The organism is Flavobacterium sp. ASV13, assembly GCF_000745775.1.
Lineage (GTDB): Bacteria > Bacteroidota > Bacteroidia > Flavobacteriales > Flavobacteriaceae > Flavobacterium.
On sequence record NZ_JQJY01000002.1, the window covers coordinates 652,789 to 665,679 of the forward strand.

The 12,891-nt window shown below is 34.6% G+C and carries 10 protein-coding genes; 2 read left to right on the forward strand and 8 right to left on the reverse strand.

All coding sequences use genetic code 11. The features are described from left to right. Positions 1-33 precede the first annotated feature (33 nt). Positions 34-507, forward strand: a complete 474-nt coding sequence (locus GQ47_RS06575) for a DUF6428 family protein (protein ID WP_035646447.1) — start codon at positions 34-36, stop codon at positions 505-507. A 131-nt stretch (positions 508-638) separates the two neighbouring features. Then, positions 639-1,058, forward strand: a complete 420-nt coding sequence (locus tag GQ47_RS06580; protein ID WP_035646449.1) for an arsenate reductase ArsC — start codon at positions 639-641, stop codon at positions 1,056-1,058. Positions 1,059-1,103: 45 nt separating this feature from the next. On the opposite strand, the gene GQ47_RS06585 is transcribed toward GQ47_RS06580, so the two are convergent. The 8 genes from GQ47_RS06585 to GQ47_RS06620 all read right to left on the reverse strand — a co-directional run bounded on the left by GQ47_RS06585 (position 1,104) and on the right by GQ47_RS06620 (position 12,838). Beyond that, the gene (locus tag GQ47_RS06585; protein WP_035646452.1) at positions 1,104-1,568 is read right to left on the reverse strand and encodes an OsmC family protein; all 465 of its coding nucleotides are present in this window, start codon (positions 1,566-1,568) and stop codon (positions 1,104-1,106) included. Positions 1,569-1,777: 209 nt separating this feature from the next. Continuing rightward, complete coding sequence (locus GQ47_RS06590; RefSeq protein ID WP_035646455.1) at positions 1,778-2,962, reverse strand: aldose epimerase family protein; 1,185 nt, start codon at positions 2,960-2,962, stop codon at positions 1,778-1,780. Between the two features lie 105 nt (positions 2,963-3,067). Continuing rightward, positions 3,068-4,576 (reverse strand): L-arabinose isomerase, encoded by a 1,509-nt coding sequence (araA, locus tag GQ47_RS06595; RefSeq protein ID WP_035646457.1) that lies wholly within the window; start codon positions 4,574-4,576, stop codon positions 3,068-3,070. 164 nt (positions 4,577-4,740) lie between these two features. Then, the gene (locus GQ47_RS06600; RefSeq protein ID WP_035646460.1) at positions 4,741-5,442 is read right to left on the reverse strand and encodes an L-ribulose-5-phosphate 4-epimerase; all 702 of its coding nucleotides are present in this window, start codon (positions 5,440-5,442) and stop codon (positions 4,741-4,743) included. Next, positions 5,426-7,117 (reverse strand): ribulokinase, encoded by a 1,692-nt coding sequence (locus GQ47_RS06605; RefSeq protein WP_035646461.1) that lies wholly within the window; start codon positions 7,115-7,117, stop codon positions 5,426-5,428. Before GQ47_RS06605 ends, GQ47_RS06600 begins: the two co-directional genes overlap by 17 nt. 167 nt (positions 7,118-7,284) lie before the next feature. Then, positions 7,285-9,270 (reverse strand): alpha-L-arabinofuranosidase C-terminal domain-containing protein, encoded by a 1,986-nt coding sequence (locus tag GQ47_RS06610; protein ID WP_035646463.1) that lies wholly within the window; start codon positions 9,268-9,270, stop codon positions 7,285-7,287. Positions 9,271-9,529: 259 nt separating this feature from the next. Then, positions 9,530-10,513, reverse strand: a complete 984-nt coding sequence (locus GQ47_RS06615) for an arabinan endo-1,5-alpha-L-arabinosidase (RefSeq protein ID WP_035646466.1) — start codon at positions 10,511-10,513, stop codon at positions 9,530-9,532. Positions 10,514-10,522: 9 nt separating this feature from the next. After that, positions 10,523-12,838, reverse strand: coding sequence for a glycoside hydrolase family 127 protein (locus GQ47_RS06620; protein WP_202965014.1), 2,316 nt, complete (start codon positions 12,836-12,838; stop codon positions 10,523-10,525). Positions 12,839-12,891: the final 53 nt, after the last annotated feature.

A 12,891-nucleotide genomic window follows, 5' to 3' on the forward strand; every position in this document is an offset into this window, starting at 1 on the left:
CAATATTGCATTAAAACAATAAACTATATAAAAATGAAATTATCAGAAATAAAACAGATTTTACCAACATTAGACAATGTTGAATTTCAATTAGAAAACGGAGCTTTTGTACCAGAACATTTTCATGTAACTGAAGTTGGAAGCATCACAAAACACTTCATCGATTGTGGTGGTGTTATTAGAAATGAAAAAGTTGTCAATTTTCAGCTTTGGAATGCAAACGATTTTGAACATCGCTTAAAACCAACTAAATTATTGCATATCATTCAACTTTCAGAAGACAAACTAAATATTGAAGATCTTGAAATCGAAGTTGAATATCAAAGCGACACCATTGGAAAATATGATTTGGCTTTCAACGGAAAAACTTTTATTCTTCAAAACAAATCAACGGCTTGTTTAGCACAAGATTCGTGTGGAATTCCTGCCGAAAAACAAAAGATTAATTTAATTGAACTAAACAATGAAGCTTCTTCATGCTGTACTCCAAATTCTGGATGTTGCTAATATGAAAGAAAAATTTATTAAATATAAAAAACCAATTATTATCACGACAGCCGTTGTTGTGTTACAGCTTATTTTTGGCTTTGACCCAAAATTCTGCATCATAAACATCATTTGGCTGTTTGTTTAAAATTATGGAAAAGAAAATATTAATACTTTGTACGGGAAATAGCTGCAGAAGCCAAATTGCAGAAGGATATATGAGATATTTTGCAGGCAACAAAGCGGTAGTTTACAGTGCCGGAGTAGAAACTCATGGAGTCAATCCGAAAGCCATTTCGATCATGAAAGAAGATGGCGTAGATATTTCAAATCACACATCCAACAATATTGATGAGTACACCAATATTGACTTTGATTATGTAATAACGGTGTGTGATAATGCTAAAGAAAGATGCCCGTTTTTTCCAACAAAAGCACTTAAGTTTCACTATAATTTTCCTGATCCTGCAAAAGCATCTGGAACAGATTTAGAAATAACGGAGCAATTTAGAAGTGTCAGACAATTGATAAAAGAATATTGTAAAAATTTTGTTGACGAAAATTTAGTTTAATAACTGCATAAAAAACCTCTTCCTTTAAGAAGAGGTTTTTTCATTTTATACTATTTCACAACTAGCATTATGCAAAACCGGAAAATTGCAAGAATTGGCAATAAAACACAATTGATTTGCTTTAAAATGCAGATCTAAAGCCAATTCAATTTGATCTGGATTTGAGATTTTTACTTTCGGGTTTAATATAACTTCGGTAAATTTTCCACTTCCGTCTGGAGCAACTTCAAGTGTTGCTTCAGCGTTGTCTGAATATTCGAGAACTTCGATTCCGTTTTGAGAGCAAACATATAAATAGGACATCATATGACAGGAAACCAAACTGCTCAATAATAAATCTTCTGGATTATATAATGATGGATCGCCTTTGAAAGCTTTGGCAGCTGAAATATCCAAAACTGATTTTCCTTCAATTTTAATTTGATGGGTTTTGCTGTAAAACTTTGAAGCTGATTCTTCTTTTTTTGATGTCCAATTTAATTGGGCTTTGAATAAATGTTTGAATGCCATAACTATTTTTTTTTCGCCACGAATTCACGAATTTACGCAAATTGAATCGCATCTAAAATCTTATACTTTGAATTTCACTAATTAAAATCCGTGTTTTCTAATCAGAAATTCGTGAATTCGTGGCAAAAAATCTCCAATAAAAAAACCTCGAAAGCTTAATACTTTCGAGGTTTTTCAGAGAATTAGAACTAACTAAACAAATTCTAAGATTATTTTTGAACAGAAAACTTAAATGTAGTTTTCGTTTTATAGTTTTCTCCCGGGTTTAAAACCGTTGTTGGGAAGTTTTTCTGGTTTGGAGAATCTGGATAATGTTCTGTTTCTAAACAAAGTCCAGTTCTGTGTGCGTATGTTTTTCCGTCGCGCGTTGGTAAAGTTCCGTCAAGGAAATTTCCTGAGTAGAATTGAATTCCAGGTTCATCAGTTGTCATTTCCATAACTCTTCCGCTTGGTGCGTGGTATACTTTTGCAATAATTGTTTTTCCTTTTTCAGGATTGTTCAACACCCAGCAGTGATCGTAACCTTTTCCTCTTTCTAATTGCTCGTTTTTAGCATTGATGTCTTTTCCAATTAATTTTGGCGTTCTGAAATCAAAAGGAGTACCAGCAACATCATCCAATTTTCCTGTCGGAATTAAAGTCGCATCAACCGGAACTAATTTATCTGCATTTAAAGTCAATTCGTGATCTAAGATGGTTTTTGTAAAATCTCCAGATAAATTGAAATATGAATGTTGCGTCAAATTCACAACTGTTTTCTTGTCTGTAGTAGCTTCATATAAAACTTCTAACTGATTATCATTTGTTAAAGTATAAGTCACAAAAACTTTCAAGGTTCCAGGATAACCTTCTTCCATATCTTTACTTACGTAAGATAATTTTAGAGAAGCGTTTTCGCCAGACTTAACCTCATCGGCTTTCCAAACGACGTTAAAATATCCTTGCGGACCACCATGCAAAGCATTTGGTGCGTTGTTTATTGCCAATTGATATTCTTTTCCATCTAATGAAAATTTACCTTTTGCAATTCGGTTTCCATATCTTCCGATCAAAGCTCCGAAGAAAGGATTTTCTTTTTCATATTGTGCCAAAGAAGTAAATCCGATTACTACATTTTCAGAAACTCCTTCTTTATTTGGCACTTTCAAATCTGTAATTCTTCCGCCAAAAGTGATGATGTCAACTTCCATCCCATTTTGGTTTTTCAGTTTATAACTTTCGACTTTTTCTCCTTTTGCAGTAGTTCCGTATTCTGATTTTTCAATTGAAACTAAATCTTTTCCTTCAGCAGCAACTTTTTCTGTATCGGCTTTTTTATCGCTTTTACATTGAACTGAAACTGCAGCCAAACTCAAAAGGCTTAATCCGAAAACACAACGTTTTAATACATTCATAGATGATATTTTTTTGATTTGTAAAAAGTAAAATGTTAGGTGTTAAAAACTTAAAAGTAACAAAAAACTTAGAATCTTAGCAACTTAGAACCTTAGTATCTTAGATTAAAGTCCGTGTTGAAACAAATGATAATACGCTTCGTTAGCGTTGATTTTATCTTTGAAATCTCTTACCGTAGTTTTTTCATCAATAACCAACAATTCGATTCCTGCAATATCAGCAAAATCTTCCATATACTCAGTTGTCAATGATTGGCTGTAAACCGTGTGATGCGCTCCTCCAGCAAGAATCCAAGCTGTAGCTGCAATATCAAGGTTTGGTTTACAATCCCATAAAACTCTTGCAACTGGTAATTTTGGCAATTCAGCCAATGGTTTAATCGCTTCAACTTCGTTTACAATTAAACGGAAACGTGTTCCCATATCAACCAAAGAAACATTGATAGCGTCACCTGCAGGAGAGTTGAACACCAAACGAGCTGGATCTTCTTTTCCGCCAATTCCTAGCGGATGTACTTCGCAAGAAGGTTTTCCATCAGCAATAGAAGGGCAAATTTCCAACATGTGAGAACCTAAAACATATGATTTTTGTGGTGTGAAATGGTACGTATAATCTTCCATGAAAGAAGTTCCGCCTTCCAATCCAATGTTCATTACTTTTAAAGCTCTTACCATTGCAGCGGTTTTCCAGTCTCCTTCTCCACCAAAACCATAACCATCGGCCATTAATCTTTGTGTTGCGATTCCTGGTAATTGTTTCCAAACTCCAAGGTTTTCAAATGTATCTGTAAAAGCTCCGAAACCTCCTTCTTCAAGGAAAGCTCTTAAACCTAATTCAATTTTTGCCGCTTCCGCTAAAGAACTTCTTTGCGCTCCGCCTTCTTTTAAAGAATCAGTTAAAGTATAAGAAGACTCATAAACTGCTAATAAATCAGCTAATTGTTTGTCTGTAACTTTCTCAATATGTTTGGTAACATCTGATGAATCGAATCCGTTTACTGAAACTCCAAAACGAATTTGAGCTTCTACTTTATCGCCTTCTGTTACGGCAACTTCACGCATATTGTCACCAATACGAGCTACTTTTAAGTTTTGAAGTTCATCCCATCCAAGAACAACTCTTGACCAGATGCCTAATTTTTTCTGAACTCTTTCGTCTTCCCAATGTCCCACAACAACTTTACGTTTTTTACGCATTCTTGACATAATGAACCCGAATTCACGATCTCCGTGAGCCGATTGATTCAAGTTCATGAAATCCATGTCGATACTTCCCCATGGAATTTCAGCATTATATTGTGTATGTAAATGACATAATGGTTTTTTCAAAATGCTCAAACCGCCAATCCACATTTTTGCTGGTGAAAAAGTATGCATCCAGGCAATAATTCCGATACAGTTTTTCTCTGAATTCGCAGCCAAACAAACATCTAAAATCTGCGAAGGCGATTTCACCACATCTTTATAAACCACTTTTACTGGAATACTTGATGAAGCATCTAATCCCTTTGCAATAATCTGAGAATGTTCCGCTACTTTTCTAAGTGTTTCTTCACCGTATAATTCCTGGCTTCCTACTACAAACCATACTTCTTTTTGAGAAATGTCTATCATTTTTGTTTATTTTGTTTCAAGTTTCAGGTTTCACGTTGTTGGAATCTAAAAAACTTGAATTGTTATTTTATTGTTTTGTTTATGTCTGTTTCACGTTCCAAGTTTCACGTTCCAACAACTTGAAACTTGAAACAAAAAAAACCTGAAACCTTAAACAAATTTTATCATTGTCCGTAATACGAATCTTTTCCGTGTTTACGATTGTAATGTTTCTTTATTAATGAATCTTTTAATCTTGGTGCATTTGGGTTTATTTGTAAAGTCAAGTACGCCATTTCTGCCACTACTTCTAACACTTTACTGTTGTAAACCGCTTTTGCAGCATTTTTTCCCCAGGCAAACGGACCGTGATTTCCTATCAAAATCATTTCTACTTCTTCGTATGAAAGATTTTTTTCTTTGAAACAATCCAAAATCTGAATTCCGGTATTGTGTTCGTAGTTACCTTCAATTAAATGATCTGCCATTGGCGGAGCACACGGAATATCTGCTGTTAAATGATCAGCATGTGTGGTTCCGAAAATTGGAATATCTCTTTGCGATTGCGCCCAAGCCACAGAATATGTTGCATGTGTATGCGCAACTCCTCCAATATTTGGCCAATTTTTATATAAATAAGCATGCGTTTTTGTGTCAGACGACGGACGCATAGTTCCTTCAATAACATTATTATCAAAATCGACAATTACGATATCTTCAGGTTTTAAATCTTCGTAAGGAACACCGCTTGGTTTAATGGCAAAAACACCATTTTTTCTGTCCACGGCACTCACGTTTCCGAATGTATAAACAACCAAATTCAATGCATTCAACTGCATATTGGCCTCGTAACATTCTTGTTTTAAATCTTTATACTGAGAACTCATTTTGAGATATTTTAATGGTTGGATCTGCAAAAACACTTAATTGTTCGTAAGCAATTAGCAGTTTATTATAAGCCGCAACTTTGTCTAATTGAGGGAAATATTCTCCGTCAAAATCACTTCCGATTTTTTGGCTTGCTTCGATTACGGTTGGATAAATTCCGGCTGCAACGGCTGCGTAAATTGCTGCACCTAAAGCTGGAGTTTGATCAGAAGAAGCAATTTTAATTGGCTTGTTTAAAACGTTAGCCAAAGTCTGCATGATAAAAGGAGATTTACGAGCAACACCACCAATTCCGATCACGCTATCAATTTTTATACCTTCTTCTTCAAAACGGTCTACAATTTTCTTCGCTCCAAAACAGATTGCGTTTACTAAAGCTTTAAAAATATGAGGCGCTTTTGTTCCTAAAGATAAATTCGAAATCGCACTTTTTACTTCCTGATTGGCATCCGGAGTTCTACGTCCGTTGATCCAGTCCAAAGCAATTGGAAGACTTTCTGAAACCGGAATCTTCTCTGCTTCTTTCGTCAACTCTACAATTAATTTATCACTGAATTCTTCTCTTAACTGCTCTTTTTGAGCATCATTTAAAACAGAAGAAGTTTCTAGTAAATGTTCCGTTGGCCACATTAATAATTCTTTGTACCAAGCCAATAAATCGCCAAAAGCAGATTGTCCTGCTTCAAGACCAATAAATCCTGGAATAACCGAACCATCAACTTGTCCGCAGATACCGCGAACGGTTTTTGTTCCCACTTCATCATACGAACCCACTAGAATATCACAAGTTGAAGTTCCCATAACGCGAACTAAAGTGTTTTCGCCAATTTTAGCTCCAACCGCTCCAGAGTGTGCGTCGAAAGTTCCAACGGCAACAACAGTATCTGTTGAAAGCCCCAAACGGTCTGCCCATTCTTTGCTTAAATTTCCAGCAACTAAATCTGATGTATAGGTTTCATCATATAAATTACCGCGAAGCTGTGCTAAATATGGATGTAATTTTTCTAAGAATTCAACTGGTGGCAATCCGTTCCAGTCTGTGTGCCACATTGCTTTGTGACCTGCAGCGCAACGGCTTCTTTTGAATGTTTTTAAATCTTTATCTTCAATTAATAAATACGTCATTAAATCGCAGTGTTCCATCCAAGTATGCGCTGCATTTCGAACCGCTTCATCTTGTCTTGCAATGTGAAGGATTTTTGCCCAAAACCATTCTGATGAATAAATTCCTCCAACGTATTTTGTTACGTCTTCTCCTCCCCAGCTTACTGCCAGTTCGTTGATTTCGTTTGCTTCATTAATAGAAGTATGATCTTTCCACAAAACCATCATTGCATTTGGATTTTCTTCAAAACCTTTTGTTAATGCTAATGGCGTTCCATCTTTTGTAACTGGAACTGGAGAAGATCCAGTGGTATCAATACAAATTCCGCGAACTAACGACGGATCAACCTTGCTTTCTTTTATAACATTTTGAATCGTGATTTCTAATCCTTCGATATGATCTAAAGGATGCTGACGAAACTGATTTATTGATGCGTCACAATATTGTTTGTTTTTCCATCTTTTGTAATGAGAAACATTCGATGCCAATTCCTGCCCATTTTCAGTATCGATAAGCACCGCTCGAACAGAATCTGTTCCGTAGTCCAATCCTATAACGTAATTTTTCATTCGAAATTCATTTTTAATAATGACAAATATAATTATAATTCATTTATAAGTGTACAATAAACACTTAATAAAAATTGAGCTTTGAATTTTTACAAATAATGCATCAAAACAAGCAATTATGACAAAAACAGAAAATAAATGTTGGTTTAACATTTATTCTATTGCGATTATTTCATCTTAATTTTCAAAACCGTTACTGAATAAGCTGGAAAATCGTACTGAACTTTGTTTCCGCTTACTTTAAATTCGCTTTCTTTCGGACTGATTTTAGTTGGAGCTTCAAAAGAATTTTCATCATTTATTCCGTCTCCTTTTAAAATTATTGCTGTTCCTTTAGCCTCTAATTTTGCTCCTTTTAAATCAATTGAAACATTTTGAGAAGTCGCATTTGCATTCACAATTTTCAAAATCACTTCTTTAGAATTCACATCTTTTACTGCCGATGCAAACAAATCATTTTGGCCTGTAACTGCTTTTCCGTCTTTTGTAATGTTGATTAAATCGGTTCCTTTATTATTAGAGAATAATTTCTGAACATAATAATTTGGTGTTCCGTAAGACTGAAGATTATTAAACCAAATCATATCTGGTGTCCACTGCCAGCCTTCAACGTGCGCTAATAATGGCGCATAAGAAGTTAATTGAACTACCTCAGCATTACGTTCCATTCCCGTCATGAAAGCCGCTTCAGAGAAAGCACATTCCCAGTTGTTTTTATTGTCTGGACTTGCAATTGCAACACTTTGTGCAGCATATTCTCCAGCAAAAATCTTTGGTCCTTTTCGATCGTAATTGTCGTAACGCGTTACATTTTTACGGAACCAAGCTGGATCTTTATAATAATGTTCGTCAACAATTTCAGCATTCAGTTTTTTAAGTTCTTTCATGCCGTAATCGTAAAAATCTCCGTCAGGGAAAGGTCCTGTTCCAGATACGATTGTGATGTTTGGATATTTAGCTTTAATCGCTTTTTGAAACACTTTGAAACGCTCAATATAATCGGGTCCCCATTGCTCATTTCCAACTCCAATGAATTTTAAATTGAATGGTTTTGGATGTCCCATATCGGCTCTAAGTTTTCCCCAAGCTGTAGTTGCATCGCCGTTTGCAAATTCAATTAAATCTAAAGCGTCCTGAACATATGGATCGATTTGATCCATCGGAACTAATTCTCCTGTATTAAATTGACACGCCATTCCGCAACTCAAAATTGGAAGCGGAGAAGCTCCAATATCTTCTGAAAGCTGGAAATATTCAAAAAATCCTAAACCAAAACTTTGGAAATAATCTGGTGCTGGACGGTGTGAAAATTCCATGTTCCAACGGTTTACTGCAGTTTCTCTGTCTTCAACATTTCCTACCGATTTTTTCCATTGGTAACGTTCTGCCAAGGTTCTTCCTTCAACAATACAGCCTCCAGGGAAACGCAAAAATCCTGGTTTCAAATCGTATAATAATTGTACTAAATCTTTACGAAGTCCGTTTTTTCTTCCTGCCCAAGTATCTTCTGGAAACAATGAAATATTATCTAAATCAATTACACCGTTTCCTTCAAAAGTGATTTTTAATTTTGCTTTGGCTTCTGTTGCTGAAGAGGTTAATTGAGCCGAATAATTGGACCAATCATTTGATGTTGGCACAACCGAAGTTTCGCCTAAAACTTTATTGTTTTTGTCAATAAATTGGAATTTAATTTTAGAAATATTTCCTGAAATTTTTGCAGCTTTTAAAGTCAGATTGTACTTTAAATCTTTCTTGATTCCCATTCCTCTGAAACCTTCATTTATCAATTCATAACCTGAAGCATCGTTGATTGTAACTCTGCAATAATTATGATTTGTTCCTTTTTGAGAATACTGAATCACATTTGCAATTCCGGATTTTTCGTTCAATTTATGTCGGTCGCTGTTTGGTTCTTGCCAACCCATCATTGGAAACAAAAATTCAAACGATCTGTTTTTAATCATTTCGGCATATAAACCTCCATCGGCAGCAAAATTGATGTCTTCAAAAAACACTCCGTACATGGTAGGCTGAATTTTTGTTACTGTTTTCGCAACATCAACTTGAAGATTATTTTTTTGTGCCGATGCATAAACGCCACTCAGCATTAAACCGCAAAGGGTAATTTTTGTAATTAAATTGGACTTCATTTTTTATTTATTTAAATGTGTTTTATAGCACACGGATGACGCGGATAAAACGGGTTTTTAATTTTGTTTTCTATTGTGGCTTTAACTTAAACACATAGAATCATAGTTGTACATTGTCTAAAAAAGGCATTTCATTTATTTAAAATACACATAGTTGTGTGTTTAAATTTTCTCTCGCAGATTAGGCAGATCTATTTTAATCTTTTATCTAAATAGTCTAAAATCTTGCTTCTTTGTTCTATTTTCTATAATCTATATTCTATTTCAAAACAGGCCATAAATCAGTATCCCATTTCATTTCTTTTACTACTAATCTTGGTGTTCCGTTCGTTTTCTTTTCATAAGCGTGATAAAAAATATAATCTTTTCCATCAAATGTATAAGCGCTGTTATGTCCTACTCCAAAATAATTTTCATCGCCTTGAACTACGATGGTTCCACCGCCTTCGGTTAATAATTTTCCGTCTTTATCAACATAAGGTCCGATTACATTTTTAGATCTTCCAACCACAACTTTATAGGTGCTTTTTTCTCCGCGACAGCATAAATCCCAAGAAAGAAATTGATAATAATATCCGTTTTTCTTAAAAATAAATGGAGCTTCAAGTGCGCCGTCGCCCGGATCTGAATCGGCTAATTCAAAAGTTCTTTTTCGTTTTGAGATCGTGTGCCATTCTTGAGGCTGGGCGATCGATTTTAGATCGGGATTTAATTTTACCATTTTCAAGCCTTCCCAAAAAGAACCAAATGAAAGCCAAGGTGTATTGTTTTCATCAAAAACCAAATTCGGATCAATGGCGTTCCACATGTCACGATTAGGCTGTGATTGAATTACAATTCCCTGATCGACCCATTTGTAATTTTTATCAGATGGATCTAAAGTCGTATTTGTAGCAACTCCAATTGCCGAAGTATTTTTGGCGAAAGCCGAAACTGAATAATACAGATAATAAACATTGTTGTGCAATGAAATATCTGGTGCCCAAATATGATTTTTGAAATCGGCGGCAACGCCATCTGCCCAAACCGGTTTATCTTGGAAAACCTGTGGCTGTTTGTCCCATTTTTTTAAATCTTTTGAACTAAAGACACTAATTCCGTTTCCGGTACAATATAAATAATAAGTATCTTTTTGTTTGATCACAACCGGATCGTGAACAACAATGTCTTGTGCTATTGCTGCGGATCCCGTTAGAATGAATAGGAGTGAAAATATTGATTTTATTTTGGTGTACACTTCCATAATTATTTTTTATTTTACAATTCTTATTTGAGAAATTTTAGACGTTTTTTTGCCGTCTTTAGACTTAATTTTTAAATCAATAATTTGAGTATTGTCTAATTTGAATTGAATTATTTTGTCTTTTTTAACCACAATTGCAGCAGGTTTTTCATTAATAAAAACATCAAGGTTATCCGTTTTAAAGTCTCCTAAAAAACTAATTTCAATAAATTTACCCTCCAGATTTTTATTTACCATTTGATAGGAAATATAAGAGCTGGTATTTCTCCAAAAACCATCTTCCTCATAGCCCGATTCACTTTTTTCTCCTTTATAATGGTGATCTACTTCAGGCTGTTGTTCTCCACAATTTATTTTATCGACCGTGTTAGCTTCAATAGCCATAGCTTCGATTTCCTGTTGTTTTAACAATGCTTGTTTTTCTTTATACTCTTCTGGTTTATAGGTTTGAAAATACATCTGATAACGGGCATCGTGTATTTCAAAGAAGGGTTGTAATTCTAATGAATCTAACTTAAAGCGCATATTACCTAAATCTTTAAGTTTTGAAACATAACTTCCCTCTTGTCCTACTAGTGCATAAGCTTTGTCTAACGAAACATATTTTCCTTGAGCAACATGTCCCATTCGGCTATCATCGGCAAACAAACCATCTAAATTTTCAGTAGAGGTTTTAGCAGCTAATACAATAGGACCATTTACAAATGCGGCCCAATTAGATCCATCGGGCAACTTTTCCAAATGAGTTGAAGTCTGGAATGCAATAATTATTTTATCTCCTGATTTCCATTTTCTTGCCAGACTAGCATAGTTAGCTGGTTTGGTATCTGTTTTTTGCAATTTTCCGTTGACTAAAATTTCGAAATTCGTTGCCCATTTTGGATAACGAATATTCAAAACAAAAGATTTAGGATTTTTAAGTTTTAGAACAATCTCAGTATTATTTTCATAAGGAAATTTTGTGGTTTGCTCTAATTCTATTCCTTTTTCCTTCCAATTTAAAGTGGATGGAATAAAAAGATTTACAAAAATATCATGCTCTGAATGGCTATAAATTAATTCTCCATATTTAGAATGATTTTCAAGTCCCGTCCCAACGCAACACCACATGCTGGTTTCTGGCTGCGAGTATACGCGATAATGATTTGGTCGAATTGGAGTAAAATACACAAAACCACCTTTATTAGGCTCTTGGCTAGAAAGAATGTGATTGTAAAGTGTACGCTCATAAAAATCAAGGTAACTCACATCATTTTTGTCTAAAAACAACGCTTTACTTAAACGTTCCATATTGTAGGAATTACAAGTTTCAGGGCCTTGATTTGATTTTAGCATGCCGCTAAAATCATTTATAGGATTGAAATGTTCAGCAACGCTATTTCCTCCAAAAGCGACAGTTCTTTTTTCGGTTACATTTTTCCAAAAAAACTGCGTGGCATCGGACCATTGTTTATTATCCGATAGCTTTCCAATTTTCTCAAAACCAATAACTTTTGGTATTTGTGTATTAGCATGTAAACCCGTTAGTTTGTCTTCCTTTTTAATTAATGGATCGAGAATGGCTTTTTGCGAAAGCTTCTCAGCCGTTTCAAGATATTTTTTGTTTTTTGTGATGCTATATAAATCAGCAAAAGATTCGTTTATACCACCATGTTCTGTTTTTAAGATTCTTTGAATTTGCTCATCAGAAAGAGGTCGGATCAATTCGATAAACCAATCTCCTAATTTTATTACAATTTCTTTTGCCTTTTCATTACCCGTATAATGGTAGGCATCAATTAAACCTGCAAAAAGTTTATGAATATTATAGATTGGAACCCAGGTATTATTTAAACCAAAACCACTACCGTCTATATCTCCTTTATGAATTCTATCCCAAAAGACTTTTCCTTCAGGAATACCTCCAACATAACCAGTTCCGTCCTTTTGCTGGCAACGATCCAATTCAGAAATCATATAATCCAAACGGTCTTTAATTTCTTTATTTCCCGTAGAAGCATACATCATTGATAATGCTGCTAAATAATGACCTCCTATATGTCCATCAAGACCTATATTTTCCCAGTTGCCATATCTATCTGCTTTTGTAGGTAAGCCGGCAGCTATCAAATAAGGTGCTAGTAGTCGATCTGGATTTAGGTCTAATAAATATTTAAGATCAACATTTTGAGCATTTTTGAAAGGACCACTAGTTAGTTTTATCTCTTGCAATTTAAATTCCTGCATCTGTGCGATTGAAGGAATAGTAATTAAGAGAGTTGCGATTAAATAAAATGATTTAATCGTTATTTTTTTCAAACTCACTTTCATATAGGAGAAAACCATGTGTTTAAAATATAATTGTTAAAATGTTTGTGTTTTTTCTCAACCTTTTCCTG